Below are 22573 nucleotides of genomic sequence, written 5' to 3'. Positions count from 1 at the left end.
ACCGCGGTGATCTCCCCGTCAGCGGTCTCCCGCCGCCATGCGGCGCAGCTGGTGGGAGCGGGCCGCGGCGTCTCGGGGGCCGTCGCGGTCGGCCAGTCGCTGTGCGATGCGTTCCTGTACCTCCCTGCTCTTCTTCCCGGCGTACTTGAACTTCGCGCGCGCCTCCGTCACTTCGAGGCGCAGCGCGCGGATGCCCGACAACATGCGGCCGTACGGCGGGCCGTCGGCTGTCACCGGGGCCGACCCGCCCGCGGGCTGGAAGTGCGCCATCTGGCGACGCAGCAGCTCGGCCTTCTCCTCCGGGTCGTCCACGATGTGAGCTGTGCAGCGGAGCTGGACTGCCGCATAGAAGCTCGTGGGCACGCCGTGCTCGGGCGGGACGTCCTCGGTGGCCTGCCAGGGGCCGGGTATGAAGGTGTAGTCGTCGACGACGCTGAGCACGACGGAAGGGTCGGCCTCCAGCGCGGGCCACAGGGGATTCGGGCGGGCGAGGTGGGTGACCACCTCGTAGTGCCCGGCGTCGTACGCGAAGTGCAGCGGCTGGACCCACGGCGGATCGCCGGGCAGGCCGTTGCCCGCGAGCTGGCCGAAATCGTGGCCGGCCAGCCAGCTCTGCCATTCGGTGTCGTCGGACGGCGCGTCCCAGGGATGGATCAGCATGGCGGACCTCAGAGGTTCTGGAGGTAGGCGGGCAGGGCGACGCCGGGGGCCAGGTCGTCGGACGGTATAGGGGCGCCGTATGTGGGCGTCACCGGGATGACGCCGCTCCAGTGGGGGAGGGCGAGGTCCTCGGGCTCGTCGTTCGGCCCGCCGGTACGGATCTTGGCGGAGACCTCCGTCAGGTCGAGCCGGATGACGGCCGTGGCGGCCAGCTCCTTGGTGTTTCCGGGGCGGGAGTCGGCGGCGCGCCCGGGCAGTACGTGGTTCACGAGCGCGTCGAGTGCGGCGGTCTTCTCCTCCGGGTCGGTGACTTGGTGGGCGGTGCCGTGCACCACGACGCTGCGGTAGTTGATGGAGTGATGGAAGGCGGAGCGGGCGAGGACCAGGCCGTCGACGTGGGTGACGGTCACGCACACCTCCAGGCCGGGATCCGCCTGGCCGGCCATCCGCAGTGGCCGCGAGCCGGTGGAGCCGTGGAGGTAGAGGCGGCTGCCGACGCGGCCGTAGAGCGTGGGCAGGACGACCGGGGCGCCGTCGCGCACGAAGCCGAGGTGGCAGACGTATCCGGCGTCGAGGATGGAATGGACGGTGTCGTGGTCGTACGCGGCGCGGTCGGCGGACCGCGTCGGGACCGTGCGCCCGCTCGGGGCGTAGGCGGTGGGGGAGCCGTCACCGGCACCGGTCTTGGCGGCGGCACCGGCCTCGGCGGCGGTGGCGAACTCGGGGCCGGCGTCGGACGTTGTGGAGGACACGGGCTCGGGCATCTTGCCAACTCCATTGCTCTAGTGCATAATCAAGTTTGTGCTAGGAGAGTATCGGATCGAAGGGCGGCGCGCATCGGAAATTGCCGCCAGCGTCGAGCGAGCCATCGGTGCGGGCGAGCTCCTACCAGGCGAAATCCTGCCCCCCATGCGGGAGTTGGCCGTCTACCTAGAGGTGAATCCCAATACGGTCGCGTCCGCGTACCGGACGCTGCGCGATCGCGGAGTGGTCGAGACCGGGGGCCGACGCGGCACCCGGGTGCGTCCACGGCCGACGAGTACACCGCGCGAGGCGCTCCGGGTCGAGGTGCCGCCGGGCGTGCGGAATGTGTCCGACGGCAATCCCGACCCCGCGCTGCTCCCCGCGCTCGGGCCGGCGCTCGCCGCGGCCGCGGACCGCGCCACGGCCCGCCCGACGCTGTACGGCGCGCCCTTGGTCGACGAGGAGCTGGCCGGCCGGGCGCGGGCCGCGCTGGATGCCGATGGTGTGCCGGCCGGTCCGGTCGCCGTGACCTCCGGCTCGCTCGACGCCATCGAGCGGGTGCTCGCCGCGCATCTCCGGCCCGGGGACGCGGTGGCGGTCGAGGATCCCGGCTGGGGGAGCCTGCTGGATCTCATCCCGGCGCTGGGGCTGCGCCCCGTCCCGGTGGGGATGGACGAGGACGGGCCGCTGCCCACGGACCTGGAGCGGGCCTTGGCGCTCGGGGTGCGGGCGGCGATCGTCACGGACCGCGCGCAGAATCCGACCGGAGCGGCGGTGGGCGCGGCGCGCGCCGAGGAGTTGCGGTCGCTGCTGGCCGAGTATCCGACCGTGCTGCTGATCGAGGACGACCACGGCCATCACATCGTCGACGTCCCGCTGCATCCGCTGGCGGGGGTGACCGACCACTGGGTCATGGTGCGGTCGACGGCCAAGGCGTACGGGCCGGACCTGCGGCTGGCGGTCCTCACCGGCGATGCCGTCACGGTGGACCGGGTGCGCGGGCGGCAGCGCCTGGGCCCGGGGTGGGTCAGTCATCTGCTCCAGGACACGTTGATCCATCTCTGGCAGACGGATGCCGTGGACCCGAGCGAGGTGGCCGCGTCCTATGGGCGTCGCCGCGACGATCTCATACGGGCCCTGGCGGACCGCGGCGTCGCGGCGCAGGGCTGCAGCGGGATGAACGTGTGGGTGCCGGTCCCCGAGGAGACGGGCACGGTGTCGCGACTGCTGCACGCCGGCTGGGCGGTGGCGGCCGGAGCCCGGTTCCGGATGGACTCCTCGCCCGGCATACGCATCACCGTGTCCACCCTCTCGCACGGCGACACGGAGCCGCTCGCCGAGGCCATAGCGGCCGCGTGCCTGCGGGGGGAGGCCCGCCGGTACGACTGACCGGTACGGCTGGCAGGTACGACCGACCGGTACGGCTGGGCGGTACGAGTGGCCGGTACGGCTGGGCAGTACGGCCGGGCGGTGCGGTGCGAGTGGCCGGTGCGACGGGCCGGGGCCGCTGGGGGGCTGTGGCGGCTGCGGGTCCGCAGGGTGCTGCCGGATTGTTCGGTCGCGCCCGCCGGTTCTTCTAGTTCTTCAGTCGCTGCTGGAGTTCGTCATGGTCGGTGAGGAACCAGGTCTGCCGTCCGCGGTTGCATTCCCGGATGAAGTCCCGCAGAGCTGAACTGGCCGCTGTATGGCGCGAGATGTTGCCGAGGACGACGAGGCCCATGCGGTAGTTGACGAACTTCTGGACGATATCGCCGGCGACGCGGGTGCGCAGCTGGAAGAACCGCTCGTCGAGCCGCTCGGCGGGGATGACGACCCACTGGGCGCCCTGGTAGCTGGCGTTGCCGATGAGATCCAGGACATCGCGTTCGTCGGCGATGACTTGCCCGTCCTCGGAGGCGCAGATCAGGACGGGCACGTCATGGATCGTCAGCAGGGTGCTCATAGGGAGTGAGGCTAACGGGAGATGGAGGTGTGGGCGACGTAATTGTCCGGGCGGTGGATGCCGATTGCCAGGTCGCCAGGTCGCCAGGTCGCCAGGTCGCTCGGTCGGTGGGCCGGTGAGCCGGTGGCGGGCGGTCAGGGGCGACGGCGGGGGCGGCTTTGGGTGAGGGCGGCGCCGGCGAGGACGATCAGGGCGCCGACGGGGGTGTTCCAGCTGAGGTGTTCGCCCAGGACGGCGACGCCGGCGGCGGTGGCGATGACCGGGATGAAGTACGTGACCATCTGCGCGGTGGTGGGGCCGACCTCGGCGACCAGACCGTACTGGAGGAGGAAGGCGAAGCCGGTGCCGAGGGCGCCGAGGGCGATGACCGCCAGCAGGGGGACGAGGGGGAACGAGGTCGGGAGGGAGGTGAAGAACGGGGTCACCACGGCCAGTTGCAGCGTGGCCAGCATCAGTTGGGCGCTGGACATGGAGAGGCTCGAGTTCTTGCTGCCCGCGAGGGTGCGGCGGACGTAGATCCAGCCGATCGGGTAGCAGAGCGAGGCGCCCAGCGCCATGAACGTGCCCAGCGGATCCGTGCCGGAGAAGCCCTGCCAGGCGCCGAGAACGGTCAGCACGCCGAGGAACCCGAGGCCGAGTCCCGCGACGCGGCGGCGGGTGGGGCGGTCCTCGGACAGTGCCACGACGGACAGGGCCATGCCCCACAGCGGGGAGGTGGCGTTGCAGATGCCGGCCAGGGTGGAGGGGATGGTCAGTTCGGAGTACGCGAAGAGCGAGAAGGGGAGGGCGTTGAGGAACAGGGCGGCCACCGCCAGGTGAGCCCAGGTCCGGAGGGTCCGGGGCAGCCGGTCCCGCTTGGCGACGAGCACGGCGACCAGTACGGCCGTTCCGAAGATCATGCGGCCGAGTGTGACGTGCAGCGGGGCGTAGCCCTGCGTGCCGACCTTGATGAACAGGAAGCTGAATCCCCAGATCAGCGCCAGGACGGCGAATCGGATGCGCCAGTCGATGGCGGGCCGCGGTGCGGCCGGCATTGCGGGGCTGGGTGTTGTGGTGGACCGGGATGAGGAGGTGGCGGTGGTGGAGCTCATGGCGTACACGATCGTCTGTCTGTACTGCGTAGCACAAGTGAGAATTCCTGGGGTGCATCGCTTAGCATTCCTTATATGTTGAACATGGAGCGGCTGCGGACGCTCAGCGCCGTGGCGCGGCACGGGTCGGTACGGGCGGCGGCCGAGGGGCTGCACGTCACCACCTCCGCCGTCTCACAGCAACTGGCGAAGCTGGAGCGGGAGACGGGGCAGCAACTGCTGGCCAAGAACGGGCGGGGCGTACGGCTGACGGACGCGGGCCGGTTGCTCGCCGGGCACGCCGCGCGCATCCTCTCGCAGGTCGAGCTGGCCGAGGCCGAGCTGGAGGCGCACCGCGGGCAGGCAGTGGGTGAGCTGCGGATGGGGGCGTTCCCCACGGCGGCGCGTGGGCTGTTCCCGGATGCCCTCGCCGCGCTGGTCGCCGATCACCCGCAGTTGCGCGCGCGGCTGTGGGAGATGGAGCCGGCGGACTCGGTACGGGCGGTGGTGCGGGGCGACATCGACCTGGGGGTGGTACTGGACTGGTACAACCGTCCGTTGCCGATGCCGGAGGGGCTGGCGAAGGCTCCGCTGCTGGATGATTCGGCGGATGTCGCCATGCCGTCGGACCATCGGCTGGCGGGGCGGCGCACGGTGGAGCTGGAGGACTTCGCGGAGGACGCGTGGATCTCCTGGCCGCAGGGCGAGTTCTGCCACGACTGGCTGATGTTCACGCTGCGCAGCAAGGGGATCGAGCCGCGGATCGCGCACATGGCCGAGGAGCACGGCACGCAGCTCGCCCTGATCGCGAGGGGGCTCGGCGTAGCGGTGGCGCCGCGGCTGGGGCGGGGGCCGGTTCCGGAGGGGGTGAGCGTGGTGCCCGTACGGCATCCGATGCGGCGGCACGTGTACGCGATCTGGCGCGCCGACGCGGATCGCCGCCCGTCGATCCGCGCGGCGGTCGCGGCGTTGAGGGAGGTGGGCGCGGGGTTGGAAATGTGACAGGGGGTTGGTTGGAGATGTGGTCGGGGCTGGAGGTGTGGACGGCCGGGCCCGATAAGGGGGCGCGCCGCACGGCGGGCGGGGCCAGATGGCCGGGGCGCCGCCGCGCCACCGTGCTGCCGTGCCGCTATGAGCCCGCGCGCCGGGGGCCGTGCGGTGGCCGGCGCGCGGGTGGGATGGGGAAGGGGGCCTGGGGAGCCGGTGCGGTGGGGTTAGTTGGCTGGGACGATGCCGCGGATCAGGCCCAGGGACATCAGGTCCTGGGGGCGTAGGTGGAGTTGGTCGGCTGTGCGGGGGACTTCGGACGGGGGGCGTTTGAGGATGGCGGTGGCCAGTTCGGGGGCGATGACGGAGAAGTAGCTGTCCGGGGTAGCCCACAGGCGGCCCGGTGCGGCCAGTGCCAGTGCGCCGCCCGAGCCGCCCTCGCCGATGAGCAGCGAGGTCAGCGGCGTACGGGCTGCGGCCATGGCGGCGAAGAGGTCAGCGATGGCGGCGCCCGCGCCGGACTGTTCGGCCGCCGCGTCGTTGGCCGCGCCCGGGGTGTCCACGAGGGTGAGGACGGGGATGCCGAGGCGGTCGGCGAGGCGTACGAGCCGGGCGGCGGTGCGGAAGCCGGCCGGGCGGGTGGCCGTGCCGCACTGGGCCGCGTACGCGACCGTACGGCCGGCCCGGTGGCCGAAGCCGCAGCGCACGCCGTCGTCGATGCCCCCGCAGCGGTCGCCGCTGATGTCCTCGCGCCAGTCGAAGTACGTGTCCAAGTACGCGTCGGCGCGCGGACGTTCGGGGGCGCGGGTCCGTTGTACGGCGGTCCAGCCGGAGTCCGGCGGGTCGCCCGTGCCCTGCGCGGCCGGTACGGGGGCCGTCTCCTCGTCGGTCGTGGTCAGCAGCCGCAGCCAGCGGGCGAGCGCGCCGCGCAGCCGGTCGGGCGGCACGACGGCGTCGACGTGCCCGGTGGCCAGCTGGCCTTCGGCGGTGTACGCGGACGGATCGGCGTCGGCGGGGCGTACGCGGGAGCCGGCGAAGCCGACCTGGGCGCCGGGCAGTGCCAGGACGACGTCCGCGCCCGCGCCGAGCGTCGCCCAGCCGCCGCCGGTCGTCGGGTCGCGCAGCACGGCGAGCTGCGGCAGTCCGGCGGCGCGGTTGAGTGTGGACTGCCCGGCGATGCGCTGCAGTTGGGTGAGGGCGAGCATGCCCTCCTGCATGCGGCTGCCGCCGGTGGCGATCAAGGAGACGACCGGGAGGCGGAGTTCGCGAGCCCGGGTGTACGCGGCCTCTAGGCGGTCGCCGGTGTGCCGGCCGAGCGAGCCGCCCAGGTAGCGGAACTCGAAGGAGATCACGACGGTGCGGGTGCCGCCGATGGCGGCGGTGCCGCAGACGACGGACTCGCGTTCGCCGGTCGACTGCGTGGCGCGGGCGCGTGCGGTGCCGTAGCCGTCCCAGTGGAGGGGGCCGTCGTCGAGTGGGCCCGGGGCCGTTGCCGGCCCCTCGGCCGGCGCCTCCGGAGTCCCCGCCGCTCCCTCGGCCGCCCCTTCGGGACGGGGTTCCCCTGCCCCATCGGGCCGGGGCTCCGCTGTCCCCTCGCTGTCGGCCTCCGCCGCTCCCGGGGGCCCGGCAGGTTCCGAGCCGGGGAGCGGCTGGAAGGTGCCCGCGTCCGTTACCTGCGCGAGCACCTCCCGGGCGGAGAGCCGAGCGGAGAGCCCGCCGTCGCCGACGCGAGCGGGGAGCCCGTCGGCGAGTCGAGCAGCCCCCCGGTCCGAGGACGAGGATGAGGATGATGGTGATGAGGAGGAGGACGAAACCCCGGACGGGTCCGTGGACGAACCCGTGGGCGCGCCGGCGGACGGATCTGCGGACGAACCCCCGGACCGATCCGCAGGCGAGCCCCCAGCCCAATCCGCAAACCGATCCGCGGACGACCCCGCAGCCGGCCCCCCGGAAGGACCCCCAGGCGACCCCGCAGTCCACCCACCAGGCGCCCCCCGAGCCGACCCCGCAGACTGGCCCAGGTCCTCCGTCCTGTCCCTACGCATGGAGGCCCCGCTTGAGGATTTTGCCCATGTCGTTGCGGGGGAGGGCGTCGAGGTAGTGGACGATGCGGGGGCGCTTGTGCGGGGCGAGTTGGGTGGCGACGTGGTCGATGAGGTCCTGGGCGGTCGGTGCGCCGTCAGTGGCGTCGGTCGCGGGGACGATCCAGGCCACGATGCGCTCGCCGAGGTCCTCGTCCGGCTCGCCCGTCACCGCGGCCTCCGCGACGCCGGGGTGTTCCAGCAGGGCGTTCTCGATCTCGCCCGCGCCGATCTTGTAACCACCGCTCTTGATCAGGTCGGTGGCCTTGCGCCCGACGATCCGGTAGCGCCCGGCCGCGTCCCGGGTGGCCATGTCCCCCGTACGGAACCAGCCCCCGTCGAACGCCTCGGCCGTCGCGTCCGGCCGGTTCAGGTACTCGACGAAGAGGTTCGGGCCGCGGACCTGGATCTCGCCGACCGTCTCGCCGTCGCTCTCCTCGATGGCCGTACCGGACTCGTCGACCAGCCGCGCCTGTACGCCGGGCAGCGGCACCCCGACCGTCCCCGGGGCCGAGGTGTCGTCGGCCCGTACCGCGGTGTTCATGAGCGTCTCGGTCATGCCGTAGCGCTCGACGACCCGCGCGCCGGTCGCCGCCTTGATCTTCTGGTGGTCCGTCAGCGGCAGCGCCGCCGAGCCGGAGACCAGCAGCCGGGCGCCGCCCAGCGCCTTGGCGAGCGCCGGGTTCTCGCCCGCCTCGGCGGCCAGCCGGTGGTACATGGTCGGCACGCCGAACAGCATCGTGCCCGCGCCCCCCAGCTCGCGCGCCACCCCCTCGGTGGAGAAACGGCCGAGGTGGTGCACCGTGCCGCCGCGCCGCAGCGGGCCGAGGATGCCCAGGATCAGCCCGTGGACGTGGAACAGCGGCAGCCCGTGGACGAGCACGTCGTCCGCTGTCCACTCCCACGCCTCCTCCAGCGCGTCGAGCGTGGCGGTGATGGCCCGTCGGGGGATGACCACGCCCTTCGGCCGGCCCGTGGTGCCGGAGGTGTACACGATCACGGCGGGGGCCTCGGCGCCCGGCTCCGCCGGCGGCTCGGCCTCGTCGTCCGCCTCGTACGGGTTCACGTCGACACGGGGCAGTGCCGCGAGCGCGCCGGGGAGTTCGACGTCCGGTTCGGCCAGGACGAGGGTGGGCGCGCTGTCGGACACGATGTGCGCCAGCTCGCTCTCGCCGATCTTGGGATTGACCGGTACCGCCGGTACCCCCGCGAGCAGCGCCGCGACGACCGCGACCGAGGTCTCCAGCGTGGGCGTGGCCCACACCGCCACCCGCCGCTCGGCGCCGATCCGCTCCGCGAGCGCGCCGGCGGCCGCGGCGAGCTGCCCGTAGGTCAGCGCGCGGTCCTGGAAACGCAGTGCGGTACGGGAGGACGCTGTCCGCAGCGCCGGGAAAAGCTCGTTCACCGAAACTCCTTCGTTCTCTTGCTGTTCGGGTACTCGGGGCACCCGTTCCTGGATACCCGAGGTCCACGGGTACCTGCGGGTATCAGCCGAAGCCCGGGACCACCAGCGCCAGCCAGACCAGCGCCGGTACGGCCGCGACCACGAGGGCTCCGTACACCATCAACTGCTTGAAGAAACCGTCCCGGTCGACATTCTTGGCGTTCGCCAGCACCAGCGCGCCGTTCGTCGAGAACGGGCTCACATCGACGACGGTGGCGGACACCGCGAGCGCCGCGACCATGCCCACGGCCCCGATCGACCCCTGCGCCAGGAACGGCACGGCCAGCGGGATCAGCGCCCCGATGATGCCGACGGAGGAGGCGAAGGCGGAGACCAGCGCGCCGATGTAGCACAGCAGGAGGGCGGCCAGCAGCGGAATGCCGATGCCGCCGACGGCCTGACCCGCCCAGGTGATGGTGCCCATGTGGTCCAGGACGCCGACGTAGGTGAGGACGCCGCAGATCAGCAGCACGGTGGGCCAGGTGATCTCCGCGACGGCGGCCTTGCTGTCCTGCGGCCAGACGGCGCTGAGGACGACGGCGAGGGTGATCGCGGTGAGGCCGGCGTCCAGGTCGAGGACGAGCACCGCCACGACCAGCGCCAGCAGGGCGACGAGGGTGGCGATCCGGGCCGGCGTAAGGGCGAGGGCACCAGCCGCGGCCCCGTCCCGCTCACCACTCACACGCGTGGCGCTCTCGGTGAGCTGCCCGCCACCCGTACGCGTGGCGCTGCCCGCAACGCTCCCGCCACCCGTACGCGTGGCGCTGCCCGCACCGCTTCCGCCACCCGTACGCGTGGCGCTGCCCGCAACGCTCCCGCCACCCGTACGCGTAGCGCTCTCCGCACCGCTTCCGCCACCCGCACGCGTGGCGCCGCTCTCCTTGGCGCTTCCGCCACCCGTACGAGGGAGTCGGAGGCCGCCCAGGGCGACGAACAGGGCCGCCGCGATGAGGAGGTTGACGACCAGGCTGGCGGCGAAGAGGGCGAGCGGGCTGCCGGGGAGGTGCTCGCGGGCGACGATGCCGTTGACCGTCGATCCGTAGATGCTGATCGGCGAGAAGCCGCCGGCCTGCGCGCCGTGCACCACCAGTGCGCCCATGAGCAGCGGCTTGATGCCGTACTGCGCCGCGAAGCCGAGTGCGAGCGGCGCGACGATCGCCACCGCCGCCGGGCTGACCGCGCCGATCGCGGTGAGCGCGCCGGTGACCGCGAACATCACCCAGGGGATCAGCGCGACCCGGCCGCCGACGAGTCGTACGGAGGCGTGCACCAGCCAGTCGGTGGTGCCGTTGGCGCGGGCGATGGCGAAGAGGTACGTGACGCCGACCAGGACCACGAACAGGTCGCCGGGGAAGCCCGCGAAGATCTCGTCCGCGTCCATCCCCGCGACCAGCGTGCCCACGCCGAACGCCGCGGCGAACGCCAGCGCGCCCATGTTGATGGAGCGGGTCGTGGCCAGTACGAAGATCACCGCGAGCACGAGTATCGAGAGCACTTCCGGCGACATCTGCGGCTCCGTTCGTGGACGACAATGGCCGGGTGGCGCATTGGCAAAGTGGCTGAGCCACTTATGGCTGAGCCACTTTGCTGGTCGGCGACGGAGTGCGTCAATACTCTTGTCACGACGTACGTCACGACCGCACGTCACGACCGCACGTCACGACATATGTCGCGGCTCTTGCAGCGACAAGTGTCGCGGGAACCGATCGAGGGGGGCCAACCGATGTCCGAGGCTCTGCGGCCGATGGCCAGGCCGCGGCTCTACGAGCAGGTGGTCGAGCGGCTGCGCCAGTACGCCGTCGAAGACGGGCTGGGCGCGGGCGACCGCCTGCCGGCGGAGCGCGAGCTGGCCCAGCGGCTCGGCGTCAGCCGGGCGTCCGTGAAGCAGGCGATCGTCGTGCTGGAGGTGCAGGGCCTGGTGGAGGTGCGGCACGGCGGCGGCACCTACCTGGTGCGCGACACCCTCGACGCGGCGGAGCCGGTCGAGCGCCTGGTCGAGCGCCGCCGCCGATTGCCGGACGTCCTGGAAGCGCGCGAGGCCATGGAGACCAAGCTCGCCGAACTGGCGGCCCGCCGCCGTACGGACGCCGACCTCGCCGCCCTCGACGACGCCCTGGCCCATATGGCGAAGGACGTCGAGGACGGCGGCCCGGGCGTCGAGGGCGACCGCCGCTTCCACGCCGCCGTCACCGCGGCCGCGCACAGCGCGCTGCTCGCCGAGTTCATGCGCTCCATCGCCGAGCAGATCGGCGAGAGCCGCAACGAATCGCTGCGCCAGCCCGGCCGCCCCAAGCGGTCGCTCGCGCAGCACCGGCGGATTCTGGAGGCCGTCCGGGCGGGCGACCCGAAGGCCGCGGCGGCGGCCATGCGCCGCCACCTCCGCACGGTCGCCGAAGTACGGCTGCTGACCTGGACCCCGGAGGCCGGCGAGGCCGGCGAGGACGGAGAGGCCGGGGCGCCGGAGAAATAACCGGGCCCTCGGCGACGGCCGCCCGACTGCCCCTCCCGCTCACCCCGGAATCTTGCGGAAGTCCCAGGACGCCACCGCCTCCGGCGTGAGCCGCAGCCAGGCGTGCCGGCCGTCGTGCGGCATCGTCTCCAGGCCGAAGTACTTCGCCGCGAAGAGCTTCTCGGGCGCCGCCAGCTCCGGGCAGGGCTCGCCGTGCCGCGGTGCCTCGCCGACGAACGCCACGCTGCCCGACAGTTCGGCGCCGCGCAGTTCGCCGTACTCGTGGCCGTCGTCGACCACGACCGCGACCCGCTGGTCCTTGACGAGGTGGGCCCAACGCCTGCTGCGGGTGAGGGAGTACAGCCACAGCGCGGTGCCGTCCCAGACGAACCACAACGCGCCGACGTGCGGCGCGCCGTCCGGCCCCACCGTGGCGATCCGGCAGGTCCGCTGCCGGGCCAGGAAGGCGTCCAGCTCCTGCGGGCTCATCATGATCCGGCGTCCTCTGCGCTGCCCTGCCGCTGCCGCCATCCGCGGCCACCTCCCCGGTCGCTCCCTGGTCACCTGACCGGGTGTCAGGAACCATGGGTGTCAGGAATCATGAGCCCTTCGACCGACGAACGCAATGGACGCCCGGACCACCGCCACCACGCCCCCCCCACCATCCCCCCCACCATCCCCCCCCAGCATCCCCCCCCACCATCCCCCCTCACCGTCCCCCCTCACCATCCCCCCTCCCAGGAGGTATCCCCATGCCCACGGACGCCCAGGTCGCCCAGCTCGTCGAGCAGCTCGACCCCGGGACCACGGCGCTGCTCACCGTCGAGTGCCAGAACGGTGTCGTCGGCCCGGACAGCGCGCTGCCCGAACTGGCCGAGGCCGCCCGTACGTCCGGCGCGCTCGCCAAGGTGGCGCGGCTGACGGCCGCCGCGCACGAGGCCGGCGTCCAGGTCCTGCACGCGGTCGCCGAGCGCCGGCCCGACGGCCGCGGCTCCAACGGCAACGCCCGCCTCTTCCGCGCCGCCGGGCAGCTGCCCGTACAGCAGCTCACAGGGACGACCGCGGTGCGGATCGCCGACCCGGTGCCGGTGTCCGAGGACGACCTGATCGTGCGCAGGCTGCACGGTCTGTCGCCGATCGCCGGTACGGAGGTGGACGCGCTGCTGCGCAACCTCGGCGTCCGCAACGTCGTGGTCGTCGGCGTCTCGGCGAACGTGGCGATACCGAACGCCGTCTTCGACGCGGTCAACCTCGGCTACACGGCGGTGGTGCCTGCCGACGCCATCGCCGGGGTGCCTGCCGAGTACACCCCGGCGATGGTGCGGAACACGCTCTCCCTGGTCGCCACCGTCACCTCCACGGACGCGGTGCTGACCTGCTGGAAGCGGTCGCCGAGACTGCGGTGAGAAGGGGGCGCGGTGAGCAGGGGCTCAGGACAGTTCGATTTCGCCGCCCCGGACCTTCAGCGGTACGGAGGGCAGGCCCGTGGTCGCCGGGCCGTGCCGCACGCTGCCGTCCGCGATGGCGTACTTGCTGCCGTGGCAGTGGCAGTTGATCGTGCCGCCGCTGACGTCGCCCACGATGCAGCCCGCGTGCCGGCAGATCGCCGAGAACGCCTTGAAGTCGCCCTTCTCGGGCTGGGTCACCACGACCTTCTGCGCCTTGAAGATCTTCCCGCCGCCGGCGGGGATCTCCGACGTCCTGGCCAGCGCCTTGGCGGAGCCGCCGGTGGCGCCGCCGCTCTTGGAGGGGGCCGCCGAGCCACCGGACGACGGCGAGCCACTGGACGACGAAGACCCACCGGACGACGGGGACCCGCCGGACGACGGCGAGCCCGACGAGGCTGAGGAGGACGACGAACCGTACCCGCCGCCCCCTCCGCCCCCGCACGCGGCGAGCGCCGCGGACAGGCCCGCCGCGCCCGCCGCGGCGACGACCGTGCGCCGGGCGGTGCCGGCACGTTCCTGTGATCCGGCAGGCTTCTGTGGCTTCTGTGATCCGGCAGGTTCTTGTGATGGTGAGTTCATGGTGCCTCCAGAGGTCCCGGTCCCGGTGTGTCCCTTCGCCTTGTGAAGGTTCCATACGGACCGGTGGCCTCCGGTGTTCAACGGGTCGGCCGAAAGGGTGGTCGTGCCCGCCTATCCCGCTTCCGCATCCGCATCCCCATCCGCGTCACCATCCGCCTCCGCCGCCGCGACCGCGATCGGCACCTCGCCGCCGTCGGCCAGCGCGTCCAGGTGGGCCAGGGCGGTGCGCGGCAGCGCGTCCGGGTCGGCGAGCAGCGCGAGATAGGCGTGCGCGGCCAGCAGGGCCCGCCCGTTCGGCGCGGGCGCCTCGCACTCGTACGCCGCCTGTTCCAGCAGCAGTGTCCCCATCACGGTGCGCGTCAGCTCCTCCGCGTACCGCCCGGCGCGCATCTCCTGCTCGTCCGCCGGGCTCGCCAGCAGCCGGTTGCCGCGGGCCGCCAGCTCCTCCCAGCGGACGGCCAGCCGCTTCCCGGCGGGCAGGGGAACGGCGCGTGCCCGGTCCCCGTACGCCCGCGCGAGGGTGTGATGCGCGGAGTCGCGGCGCAGACAGCGGAGCACGTCCAGTGCGATGACGTTGGAGGAGCCCTCCCAGATGGAGCCGAGGTGGGCGTCGCGCAGCAGCCGCGGGTTCACCCAGTCCTCGATGTAGCCGTTGCCGCCGCGGATCTCCATCGCCTCGCCCGTGACGGTACGGGCGCGCTTGCAGACCGTGTACTTGGCGAGCGGCGTGAGGACGCGTACGAGGTCCCGGGCGGCCGCGTCGCCCGCGTCGGCCGCGTCGAGGCGGGCCGCGGCCTCCAGGACCAGGGCGAGCGCCGCCTCCGCGTCGAGGAGCATCGGCAGCAGCGTCACGCGCATCAGGGGCTGCTCGAACAGCGGCGTACCGAAGACCACCCGCTCCCGGGTGTGGGCGACCGCTTCGCGGACCGCGCGGCGCATCAGGGCGGCGGAGCGCATCGCGTTGGACAGCCGGGAGACGTTCAGCATCTCGGCCATCTGCCGGAAGCCGCGGGTGAGTTCGCCGACCGGGGTCGCGTACGCGCCGTCCAGGGTGACCTCGCCACTGGCGATGGAGCGCGAGCCGAGCTTGTCCTTGAGGCGGTCGATGCGGACCGCGTTGCGGGTGCCGTCCGGGCGCAGCCGCGGTACCAGGAACATGCCGAGCCCGCGCGTGCCCTCGCCCTGCCCCGGCACCCGCGCGAGCGTGAGCACGATGTCCGCGCCGGGGTTGGAGGCGAACCACTTCTTCCCGGTGAGCGTCCAATGCGTGCCCTCGTCGGTGGCGACGGTCTCGGTGCGTCCGACGTCCGTGCCGCCCTGCTTCTCGGTCATGAACATCGCGCCGGTGGCGCGCGTCGCGGGGTCGGTGGAGGTGAGCGCGTCGATCTCGGCGGCGTACCGCTCGGGGTCGAAGAGGCGCAGCACGCGGGCGGCGGAGTCGGTCATGGACAGCGGGCAGGCCATGCCGAACTCGGCCTGCACGTAGAGGTAGGACAGCGCGTACTTGACGGTATGCGGGGTGCGGGCGGGGTGGCCGTGGACGCCAGGGCGGTGCGACATCGCGGCGAGCCCGAAGCGTTCGTACGCGATCTCCGCGAGCCGGTCGTGGGCGGGGTGGTACTCGATCTCGTCGATGCGGTCGCCGTCGGGCGCGTAGGAACGCAACCGGGGCGGATGGGCGTCGGCGAGCGCCGCCTGCCGGTCGATCTCACCGGCGGCGAGTGCCCCGAGTTCCGTGATCAGGGGTTCGATGCGGGCGCGGTCGTCGGCGGACAGTACCCGGTCCAGCAGCGGGCGCAGGGCGGGGTCCTGGTCGGCGAAGTTCGGCATACGGGTCTCCTGGTGCCTTGAAGTGATCCGCGCGGCATGACGAGACGCGGATCACCTTCGCAGGAGCCGGCGAGCGCTGTCCAAGATGTATTCGCCACCCCATTGAGACGCGATCGAGGACAATCGCCCGCCACCAGGGCGCTTCGGACGCGGGCTTCAGGACAGGCGCTTACGGCACGTACTCGCCCGGTGTCGGCAGTACCCGTTCCGCGACCTTCAGCACGTTGTGCAGGGCCGCCGACTCGTTGCCCGCGCGCCAGGCGAGGGCGATCGGGAGCGGGGCCACCTCGCCGGCCAGTGGGCGCAGGACCACGTGCTCCAGACGGATGTGGCGCGCCGACTCCACCACCAGCGCCACGCCCACCCCGGCCCCGACCAGCGCCAGCAGGTTGTAGGAGTCCGGTGCCTCCTGGGCGACGCGCGGCGAGAAGCCGGCGGCGTGACAGGCGTGCACCAGCGCGTCGCGCACCGCCGAGCCGCGCGCGGCGGGGAAGGTCACGAAGCGCTCCCGCGCCAGCGCGGCGACGTCGACCGCGTCCCGCGCGGCCAGCGGATGGGTGTCCGGCAGCGCCAGGACCAGCCGCTCGACGCGGACGACCCGGGAGAGGATGCCGCGGCGCACGGGGAGCGAGACGAAGCCGAGGTCCAGGGTGCCGTCGGTGATCCGGCCGAGCGCCTCGCCGGAGTAGACCTGGCCCTGCAAGGACAGCTCGATGCCGGGGTATTCGGAGGTGACCGCGCGGGCCAGCGGCGGAAGTGCCGCGTAGCTGCTGGCGCCCGCGTACCCCACAGTGACCCGGCCCGCCTCGCCGAGGCTGACCGCCTGCACCGTACGGCGCACGGCGGCCGCGTCGGCGAGGAGGTTGCGGGCCGGTTCCAGCAGGGCCTGGCCGGCCGCGGTCAGCCGTACCGAGCGGGTGGTGCGGTCGAAGAGGGCGGCGCCCAGGTCCCGCTCCAGCAGCCGGATCTGCTGGCTGAGCGGGGACTGGGCGATGTGCAGGCGTTCCGCGGCCCGGCCGAAGTGCAGTTCCTCGGCGACGGCCACGAACCCGGTGAGATGGCGCAGTTCCACGCGCCGCACCTTCTCAGGGCGCGTGACCGCGGCTCAAGCGCGGTGACCGGGCCCCCGACCGGGCGGCCGGGTTCCGGCGGGGTTCCGGCCAGGCGCGAGCGCGTCCCGGAGGAAGTCGCGCTGGAACAGGAGGAGATTCTCGTTCACCCGGTCGTCGGCCGGGGCGTGGGTGGCGCCGGACAGCGGCAGGACCGTGTGCGGGCGACCCGCGGCGAGCAGTTCGGCCGAGAACCGCAGCATGTTGGCGGGCGTGACGTTGTCGTCCGCGAGGCCGTGGATCAGCAGCAGCGGGCGGCGCAGCAGATGTCCCCGGCCGACCAGCGAGGACCGTTCGTAGTTCTGCGGCTCCTCGGCGGGGTGGCCGAGGAAGCGCTCCTTCCAGTACGTGTCGTACAGCCGCTGGTCGGTCGGCGCGGCACCGGCCACCGCCGCGTGGAAGATCTCCGGGCGCAGCAGCACCGCGGCGGCGGCCAGGAACCCGCTGAAGGACCAGCCGCGGATCACCACCCGGTCCAGGTCGAGGTCCGGGAACTGCTCGGCCGCCGCGTGGAGCGCGTCGACCTGGTCCTCCAGGGCGGGCGTCAGCTGGTCGCCGTGTACCGCCTTCTCCCACTCCGGGCCGCGCCCCGGCGTGCCGCGCCCGTCGGCGACCAGCACGGCGAAGCCCTGCTCGGCGAACCACTGCGAGACACAGGCGGCCCAGCCGCGCGCGGCGACCGCCAGCTGCATGCCGGGTCCGGCGTACGGGTCGAGCAGTACGGGCAGCGGGCCCGCACCCGGCTCGTACCACGAGGGAAGGTACAGCGCGGCCCGCAACTGCCGGGTGCCGAGGACGAGATGGCGTGGGCGCGGGGTGACGACCGGGTCCTCGGCGAGGGAGCGGATGGCGGCCACCGCGGAGGTCTCCGTCCCGTCCGTCCGGCGGACCTCCGCGTACGGCCCCTCCGGGGTCAGCCCGTGGAACACCGCCGTGCCGCCGCGGATCGCGGCGCTGTGCGTCCCGGGGCCCTCGCTCAGCCGCACCGGCCCGGTCGCCTCCGGATCGTGGCACCACACGTGCGTCTCCACGGGGTCGTCGGAGGCGGTGAAGTACACCCGCTCGCCCTCCGTGCCCAGCACCTCGCGCACCTGGAGGCCGGCCGGCGTGACCTCCTTGCCGCCGACCGCGAGGTGCCGGGTGCCGGCCACGTCGTGGGTGCGCACGAGTGCGCCGGACGCGGTCCTGGCGGGCGTGCCGGGCACCAGCTCCACCCAGGCGGGGTCGGTCCGCTCGTCGAGGAGCGAGGTCGCGCCGGTGTCCGGGTCCACGGCGAGGGTGCGCAGCGTGCGCTGGTTCCGGGACTGCACCCCGATGAGCGGGCCGTGCGCGTCCCAGCCGACGGTGGCCAGGTACTCGTACGCCGCCCGGTCCCACACCACCTCCGTACGGCTGCCGTCCAGGCCGTACACCCACAGGCTCACGTCCGCGTTGTCCGTGCCGGTCAGCGGGTACCGGATCGCGCGCGGCGGCCGGTCGGGGTGTGCCGGGTCGCTGATCCACCGCCGGTGTACGGGTGTGGTGTCCACCCGCGCGACGAGCAGCCGCGCGCCGTCCGGCGACCACCAGTGGCCGCGCAGCCGGCCCATGGACTCCGCCGCGCAGTACTCGGCGAGCCCGTAACTGATCTCCGGGCCCTCGGTGGCGGCCAGTTGCCGGTCCCGGCCGGCGGCACCCGCACCGGCCACCGCGTCCGGTACCTCCACGATGTGCAGCGAACGGCCCGTCACATAGGCGATGTGCCGGCCGTCGGGGGAGGGGCGCGGGTCGACGACGGGTCCCGCTGCCGGTACGGAGAAGGGTGCGCCGCCGTCCGTGCGCACCGCCCACAGGGCGCCGCCCAGCGCGAAGACCGCGAGGCGCGCCGCGCGGTCGGTGGCGTACGCCACCACACCGGCGGAGCGCTCGCGGGCCCGCTCGCGGCGCAGCCGTTCCTCCTCCGGTACCTCGCCCCCGCCGCCCACCAGCGCCGTCGGGTCGGCGAGCAGCCGCTCGGCGCCGTCCGCCAGCAGCCAGAGCCGGCCGATCGGGTCCCGGCCGCCCCCGGTGCGGGTGAACAGGACGCGCTGCCCGTCGGGGGAGAGCGTGAAGTTCCGTGGCAGGCCCAGCGAGAAGCGGCGGGTGCGGGCGAATTGGCGAGGGAAGGCGGCGCTGTCGGAAGTGTCTTTGGAGTCCATGGAGGAGTCCTATCGGCTGGGCGGCGGCCTCGGACAGTGAATAGTCCGTGTGTGAATCGATTCATCACTTCAGTCCAACCCGTTGACCGCAGCAGGGTCTCTCCTTACCTTGTGCAGCAAGCGCTTTCCTTGAACGATTCAATGAACGGACTCGGGACACCGGGATACGTGCGGAGGACGGACTGTGCGTGCCAGCGGAAGAGTTGACCGGCGCGGCCTGCTCAAGATCACGGGTGGCTCGGTGGCCGCCCTCGGTCTGACGGCGGCGGGCTGCGGCACCGGCGGGGGATCGGCGGACGGGACCGTCACGATCCGGTACGCATGGTGGGGCGCCGACGACCGCGCCAAGCGGATCAACGAGAGCATCAGGCTCTTCGAGAAGAAACACCCCAAGATCAAGGTGAAGACCGACTTCCAGGACTACGTGGCGTTCTGGGAGAAGTTCCAGACCCAGGCCGCCGGCGGCAATCCACCGGACGTGTTCCAGAACGCGATCGCCTTCCTGCGCAAGTACGAAGAGCGGGGCGTGCTGCTCGACCTGAAGCAGCAGGTCGACGCGGGCCGCCTGAAGATGACGGGCTTCCGGTCCGGGCTGGAGAAGGCCGGCGAGGTCGACGGCAAGCTGCTCGGCGTGCCGGTCGGCTCCAACACGATGTCCCTCGTCATCGACGAGAAGGTCTTCGCGAAGGCCGGCGTCGCACCGAAGCAGGGCTGGACGTGGAAGCAGTACTTCGCCGCGCTGAAGAAGATCCGCGACACCCAGCACCGGGCCGGCGACACCGGCTACTACAACGTGATGTACCTCTACGACCTCTACCTGCGCCAGCACGGCAAGGCGTTCTTCACGAAGAACGGGCTGGGCTTCGACGAGGCCGACCTGCGGGAATGGTGGACCGAGGCCCGCAGCGGGGTCGGCTCGGGACTGCTCGCGGACCCCAAGAAGGTCGTGCAGCTCAAGCCCAAGTCGGCGCTCTCGGACGGCCTCGCGGCCTCGGAGTTCACCTGGGACAACTTCTCGGTGCGGTACTCCTCCGAAGGGGACAGCACGTACGGGCTGGCGCCCGTCCCGAGCGCCGACGGCAAGAAGACCGGGCAGTACCTGGCGTCACTGATGCTCAGCGCCTCGGCCCGCACCCAGTACCCCCAGCAGGTCGCCCAGTTCATCGACTTCATGGTGCACGACCCCGAAGTCGGCCGGATCATGGGCTACGACCGGGGCGTCCTCGCCACCAAGGCGCAGTACGAAGCGTTTGAACCGACCGACCCGGTGAACAAGTCGATCGCCGCCTACGAGGAGCGGACGGCCGCGGCCGGCGTCCTCGGGCCGGTCACCCCGCACCCCGCGGGCGCCGACACCGTCGAGGCCGCCTTCCTGCGCATCGGGGAGGACATGGGGCTGGGCAAGACGAAGGTCGCCGACGCCATCCAGCAGTTCTTCTCCGAGGCCAAGACCGCGCTGGCCGGCTGAGGGAGACACCAGTGACGCTCGTCAAGGACTCCCCGCCGGGCCTGCGGCAGGCCCGGCCCCGTAACCCCGCGGCCGTGCGGCGCCGCGGCCGCCGCGACAATCTCGCCGGCTACCTCTTCCTGTCCCCCTGGATTGCCGGATTCGTGCTGCTCACCGCGGGCCCGATGATCGCCTCGCTCTACTTCGCCTTCACCGACTACAACCTCTTCAACACCCCGTCGTGGATCGGCCTGGACAACTTCACGAAGATGTTCGCCGACCCCCGGTGGCGCAAGTCGGTCGAGGTCACCGCCAAGTACGTGGTCATCGGCACGCCGCTGAAGCTGCTGCTGGCGCTCGGCGTGGCGCTGCTGCTCGCCCGGAGCCGGCGCGGCCAGGGCTTCTACCGTGCGGCGTTCTACGCGCCCTCGCTCATCGGCGCGAGCGTCACCGTCGGCTTCGTCTGGCGCGCGCTCTTCTCCGACGGCGCGCTCGTGGACCGCGCGCAGTCGCTGCTCGGCACGCACGTCGGCGGCTGGGTCGGCGACCCGGAGTGGGTGCTGTACTGCCTGGCGGCGCTCACGGTGTGGCAGTTCGGCGCGCCCATGGTGATCTTCCTGGCGGGGCTCAAGCAGGTGCCGCGCGAGCTGTACGAGGCGGCCGCGGTGGACGGCGCCGGGCCGCTGCGGCGGTTCTGGAGCGTCACCCTGCCGATGATCTCCCCGGTGCTGTTCTTCAACGTCCTGCTGGAGACCATCCACGCATTCCAGATCTTCGGCTCGGCGTACGTCGTCTCCAACACCAGCTGCGGCCCCGCCGATTCGACCCTTGTCTACACCTGTTACCTCTACCAGAAGGGCTTCAAGGAGGCCCAGATGGGCTTCGCCTCCGCGATGGCCTGGATGCTGCTGCTCGCCGTGGCGCTGGTGACGGCGGTGCTGTTCTGGTCGCAGAAGCGGTGGGTCCACTACGAGGAGGCGGCCCGATGAGCGCTGTCGGCACGTCCCGTACGCGCTCCGGTGTCGCCTGGCACCTCGGCGCCCTGGCGGTCCTCGCGGTCGTCCTCTACCCGGTGGTCTGGGTCATCGGCGCGGCGTTCAAGCCCAGCAAGGAGATCGTCGGCAGCCTGGAGCTGTTCCCGGTCCGGCCCGTGCTCGACAACTTCCGCGGCCTGGCCGACGGCATCGCCGACATCCCGATCACCACCTTCTTCGGCAACTCGCTGTTCTATGCGGTGGGTTCCGTCGTGGGTGTGCTCTTCTCCGCCTCGCTGACGGCGTACGCGTTCGCCAAGGTGCGGTTCGCCGGGCGCGGGCTGATGTTCACGCTGATGATCGGCACGCTGCTGCTGCCGTACCACGTGCTGCTGATCCCGCAGTACGTCATGTTCCAGAAGCTCGGGCTGATCAATACCTATGTACCGCTGCTGCTCGGGAAGTACCTGGCCACCGAGGCGTTCTTCGTCTTCCTGATGGTGCAGTTCATGCGCGGCCTGCCGCGCGAGCTGGACGAGGCGGCGCGGCTCGACGGCTGCGGGCACCTGCGGATCTACTGGTCGGTCGTGCTGCCGCTGTGCCGCCCGGCCCTCATCACCAGCGCGATCTTCACGTTCATCAACGCCTGGAACGACTTCATGGGCCCGCTGATCTACCTCAACGAGCCCGCCAAGTACACCGTTTCGCTCGGCATGATGATGTTCCGGGACCAGGAGGGCGTGGCCAACTACGGCGGCATGATCGCGATGGCGCTGGTGGCGCTGCTGCCCGTGCTGGCGTTCTTCCTCGCCTTCCAGCGGTACCTGATCGACGGCATGGCCACGTCCGGGCTGAAGGGCTGAGGGCCGGCCATGACGACGGCGAGCGGGACACGCACGGCGGCGACGCGAGGGAAGGCCGGGGAGTCGCCGTTCCGGGAGCGGTTCGGGCTCTTCGCCGAGGCGCTGCTGACCGGGGTGTGGATCGGCCTGGCCGCGCTGCCGCTGGTCACGTATCCGGCGGCGTTCGCGGCGGGCGCCCGCCACCTGCGGCGCCACCTTGCGCACGAGCCCTCCGGGCTGCGGGAGTTCGCGGCCGATGTCCGCGCTGCGGCCCGCCGGGGCTGGCTCGTCGGTCTCGGCGGCTGGGTCGCCTGCTGGCTGGCGTGGCTGGACCTGGCGGCGGTACGCGGCGGGGTGCCCGGCGGGCCGCTCGTGGGCGCGGCAGGCCTCCTCGCGCTGTGCGGGGCCGCCGTTGCGGGGCTGCGGGCGGCCGCCGTCTGGGAGCCGGGGGCGTCCTGGCGGGCGCTGCTCGCCGCCGCGGGCCGGCGCACGGTCCTCGACCCGGCCGGCTCGTTCCTCCTGGTGGGCGGGGTGGCCGTGGTGGCACTCTCCGCCTGGTTCAGCCCGCCGCTGGCCGTCCCGGTGCTCGGCGCCCTCACCGCGGCGGCGCTCGCGGTGGAGGAGCGGTACGCGCGGCGTCACCACTGATCTCGACCAGCCAACGGAAAGGAACAACGATGTCCCCGATCCCCCGCAGAGCCCTCCTGAAGGCGGCCGCGGTCGCCGGCGCCGCCGCCCAGTTCAGCTGGGCGCTCGGCAGCGCACCGGCGCACGCCGCAGGCCCGGCCGG

The 22573-nt window shown here is 72.6% G+C and carries 20 protein-coding genes; 8 read left to right on the top strand and 12 right to left on the bottom strand.

Annotated features, from left to right (window positions below; all coding sequences use genetic code 11):
- Positions 1-18 precede the first annotated feature (18 nt).
- Both ABT381_RS14920 and ABT381_RS14915 read right to left on the bottom strand, forming a co-directional pair.
- Positions 19-660 carry an FMN-binding negative transcriptional regulator gene (locus tag ABT381_RS14920; protein WP_351593160.1) on the bottom strand — a complete coding sequence of 214 codons (642 nt, stop codon included), beginning with the start codon at positions 658-660 and terminating at the stop codon, positions 19-21.
- An 8-nt stretch (positions 661-668) separates the two neighbouring features.
- Positions 669-1424 carry a pyridoxamine 5'-phosphate oxidase family protein gene (locus ABT381_RS14915; RefSeq protein WP_351593157.1) on the bottom strand — a complete coding sequence of 252 codons (756 nt, stop codon included), beginning with the start codon at positions 1422-1424 and terminating at the stop codon, positions 669-671.
- Positions 1425-1461: 37 nt separating this feature from the next.
- On the opposite strand from ABT381_RS14915, the gene ABT381_RS14910 reads away from it, so the two are divergent.
- Positions 1462-2793 (top strand): aminotransferase class I/II-fold pyridoxal phosphate-dependent enzyme, encoded by a 1332-nt coding sequence (locus ABT381_RS14910; protein WP_351593154.1) that lies wholly within the window; start codon positions 1462-1464, stop codon positions 2791-2793.
- A 187-nt stretch (positions 2794-2980) separates the two neighbouring features.
- Here the strand turns inward: ABT381_RS14910 and ABT381_RS14905 are convergent, their stop codons facing one another.
- A complete protein-coding gene (locus ABT381_RS14905; RefSeq protein WP_351593151.1) occupies positions 2981-3346 on the bottom strand; it encodes a DUF4180 domain-containing protein in 366 nt (121 codons plus the stop codon).
- Positions 3347-3480: 134 nt separating this feature from the next.
- A complete protein-coding gene (locus ABT381_RS14900; protein WP_351593148.1) occupies positions 3481-4437 on the bottom strand; it encodes a DMT family transporter in 957 nt (318 codons plus the stop codon).
- A 75-nt stretch (positions 4438-4512) separates the two neighbouring features.
- Here ABT381_RS14900 and ABT381_RS14895 point away from each other — a divergent pair, with 75 nt between their 5' ends.
- Positions 4513-5418 (top strand): LysR family transcriptional regulator, encoded by a 906-nt coding sequence (locus ABT381_RS14895; protein WP_351593146.1) that lies wholly within the window; start codon positions 4513-4515, stop codon positions 5416-5418.
- Positions 5419-5630: 212 nt separating this feature from the next.
- Here the strand turns inward: ABT381_RS14895 and ABT381_RS14890 are convergent, their stop codons facing one another.
- The 3 genes from ABT381_RS14890 to ABT381_RS14880 all read right to left on the bottom strand — a co-directional run bounded on the left by ABT381_RS14890 (position 5631) and on the right by ABT381_RS14880 (position 10435).
- Positions 5631-7088 (bottom strand): carboxyl transferase domain-containing protein, encoded by a 1458-nt coding sequence (locus tag ABT381_RS14890; RefSeq protein WP_351593143.1) that lies wholly within the window; start codon positions 7086-7088, stop codon positions 5631-5633.
- Between the two features lie 352 nt (positions 7089-7440).
- Positions 7441-8889 carry an acyl-CoA synthetase gene (locus tag ABT381_RS14885; protein WP_351593141.1) on the bottom strand — a complete coding sequence of 483 codons (1449 nt, stop codon included), beginning with the start codon at positions 8887-8889 and terminating at the stop codon, positions 7441-7443.
- Positions 8890-8971: 82 nt separating this feature from the next.
- Positions 8972-10435: an SLC13 family permease gene (locus ABT381_RS14880; protein ID WP_351593138.1), complete on the bottom strand. Its 1464-nt coding sequence runs from the start codon at positions 10433-10435 to the stop codon at positions 8972-8974.
- 216 nt (positions 10436-10651) lie between these two features.
- Here ABT381_RS14880 and ABT381_RS14875 point away from each other — a divergent pair, with 216 nt between their 5' ends.
- Positions 10652-11398, top strand: a complete 747-nt coding sequence (locus ABT381_RS14875; RefSeq protein WP_351593135.1) for a FadR/GntR family transcriptional regulator — start codon at positions 10652-10654, stop codon at positions 11396-11398.
- A gap of 39 nt (positions 11399-11437) precedes the next feature.
- Here ABT381_RS14875 and ABT381_RS14870 read toward each other — a convergent pair whose 3' ends face one another.
- Positions 11438-11908, bottom strand: coding sequence for a pyridoxamine 5'-phosphate oxidase family protein (locus ABT381_RS14870; protein ID WP_351593132.1), 471 nt, complete (start codon positions 11906-11908; stop codon positions 11438-11440).
- A gap of 221 nt (positions 11909-12129) precedes the next feature.
- Between ABT381_RS14870 and ABT381_RS14865 the strand changes: the two genes are divergently transcribed.
- A complete protein-coding gene (locus ABT381_RS14865; protein WP_351593129.1) occupies positions 12130-12783 on the top strand; it encodes an isochorismatase family protein in 654 nt (217 codons plus the stop codon).
- Positions 12784-12807: 24 nt separating this feature from the next.
- On the opposite strand, the gene ABT381_RS14860 is transcribed toward ABT381_RS14865, so the two are convergent.
- The 4 genes from ABT381_RS14860 to ABT381_RS14845 form a co-directional block, all read right to left on the bottom strand.
- Positions 12808-13404 (bottom strand): Rieske (2Fe-2S) protein, encoded by a 597-nt coding sequence (locus ABT381_RS14860; RefSeq protein WP_351593126.1) that lies wholly within the window; start codon positions 13402-13404, stop codon positions 12808-12810.
- Positions 13405-13515: 111 nt separating this feature from the next.
- Positions 13516-15234, bottom strand: a complete 1719-nt coding sequence (locus tag ABT381_RS14855; RefSeq protein ID WP_351593123.1) for an acyl-CoA dehydrogenase family protein — start codon at positions 15232-15234, stop codon at positions 13516-13518.
- A gap of 169 nt (positions 15235-15403) precedes the next feature.
- Entirely contained in the window at positions 15404-16306 is a 903-nt protein-coding gene (locus ABT381_RS14850) for a LysR family transcriptional regulator (protein ID WP_351593120.1), read from the bottom strand.
- Positions 16307-16339: 33 nt separating this feature from the next.
- Entirely contained in the window at positions 16340-18520 is a 2181-nt protein-coding gene (locus tag ABT381_RS14845; RefSeq protein WP_351593117.1) for a S9 family peptidase, read from the bottom strand.
- A 184-nt stretch (positions 18521-18704) separates the two neighbouring features.
- Here ABT381_RS14845 and ABT381_RS14840 point away from each other — a divergent pair, with 184 nt between their 5' ends.
- The 4 genes from ABT381_RS14840 to ABT381_RS14825 are packed head-to-tail and all read left to right on the top strand — an operon-like array spanning position 18705 to position 22431.
- Positions 18705-19988 carry an ABC transporter substrate-binding protein gene (locus ABT381_RS14840; RefSeq protein WP_351593114.1) on the top strand — a complete coding sequence of 428 codons (1284 nt, stop codon included), beginning with the start codon at positions 18705-18707 and terminating at the stop codon, positions 19986-19988.
- An 11-nt stretch (positions 19989-19999) separates the two neighbouring features.
- A complete protein-coding gene (locus ABT381_RS14835; protein WP_351593111.1) occupies positions 20000-20956 on the top strand; it encodes a carbohydrate ABC transporter permease in 957 nt (318 codons plus the stop codon).
- Positions 20953-21804 carry a carbohydrate ABC transporter permease gene (locus tag ABT381_RS14830; protein WP_351593108.1) on the top strand — a complete coding sequence of 284 codons (852 nt, stop codon included), beginning with the start codon at positions 20953-20955 and terminating at the stop codon, positions 21802-21804. The genes ABT381_RS14835 and ABT381_RS14830 overlap by 4 nt, the downstream gene beginning before the upstream one ends.
- A gap of 9 nt (positions 21805-21813) precedes the next feature.
- The gene (locus ABT381_RS14825; RefSeq protein ID WP_351593106.1) at positions 21814-22431 is read left to right on the top strand and encodes a hypothetical protein; all 618 of its coding nucleotides are present in this window, start codon (positions 21814-21816) and stop codon (positions 22429-22431) included.
- The last annotated feature ends 142 nt before the right edge of the window (positions 22432-22573 follow it).

The organism is Streptomyces sp. NPDC000151, from assembly GCF_040301705.1.
Taxonomy (GTDB): domain Bacteria; phylum Actinomycetota; class Actinomycetes; order Streptomycetales; family Streptomycetaceae; genus Streptomyces.
Note: the sequence above shows the minus strand (reverse complement) of the source record. Positions and strands in the feature narration are given on the sequence as shown.

What these genes read in the sequence shown, in the direction of transcription:
- ABT381_RS14875 (WP_351593135.1), top strand. Translation starts at nt 10,652, where the DNA reads ATGTCCGAGGCTCTGCGGCCGATGGCCAGGCCGCGGCTCTACGAGCAG.
- ABT381_RS14880 (WP_351593138.1), bottom strand. Translation starts at nt 10,435, where the DNA reads ATGTCGCCGGAAGTGCTCTCGATACTCGTGCTCGCGGTGATCTTCGTA.
- ABT381_RS14845 (WP_351593117.1), bottom strand. Translation starts at nt 18,520, where the DNA reads ATGGACTCCAAAGACACTTCCGACAGCGCCGCCTTCCCTCGCCAATTC.
- ABT381_RS14865 (WP_351593129.1), top strand. Translation starts at nt 12,130, where the DNA reads ATGCCCACGGACGCCCAGGTCGCCCAGCTCGTCGAGCAGCTCGACCCC.
- ABT381_RS14860 (WP_351593126.1), bottom strand. Translation starts at nt 13,404, where the DNA reads ATGAACTCACCATCACAAGAACCTGCCGGATCACAGAAGCCACAGAAG.
- ABT381_RS14905 (WP_351593151.1), bottom strand. Translation starts at nt 3,346, where the DNA reads ATGAGCACCCTGCTGACGATCCATGACGTGCCCGTCCTGATCTGCGCC.
- ABT381_RS14825 (WP_351593106.1), top strand. Translation starts at nt 21,814, where the DNA reads ATGACGACGGCGAGCGGGACACGCACGGCGGCGACGCGAGGGAAGGCC.
- ABT381_RS14870 (WP_351593132.1), bottom strand. Translation starts at nt 11,908, where the DNA reads ATGGCGGCAGCGGCAGGGCAGCGCAGAGGACGCCGGATCATGATGAGC.
- ABT381_RS14920 (WP_351593160.1), bottom strand. Translation starts at nt 660, where the DNA reads ATGCTGATCCATCCCTGGGACGCGCCGTCCGACGACACCGAATGGCAG.
- ABT381_RS14915 (WP_351593157.1), bottom strand. Translation starts at nt 1,424, where the DNA reads ATGCCCGAGCCCGTGTCCTCCACAACGTCCGACGCCGGCCCCGAGTTC.
- ABT381_RS14900 (WP_351593148.1), bottom strand. Translation starts at nt 4,437, where the DNA reads ATGAGCTCCACCACCGCCACCTCCTCATCCCGGTCCACCACAACACCC.
- ABT381_RS14855 (WP_351593123.1), bottom strand. Translation starts at nt 15,234, where the DNA reads ATGCCGAACTTCGCCGACCAGGACCCCGCCCTGCGCCCGCTGCTGGAC.
- ABT381_RS14830 (WP_351593108.1), top strand. Translation starts at nt 20,953, where the DNA reads ATGAGCGCTGTCGGCACGTCCCGTACGCGCTCCGGTGTCGCCTGGCAC.
- ABT381_RS14895 (WP_351593146.1), top strand. Translation starts at nt 4,513, where the DNA reads ATGTTGAACATGGAGCGGCTGCGGACGCTCAGCGCCGTGGCGCGGCAC.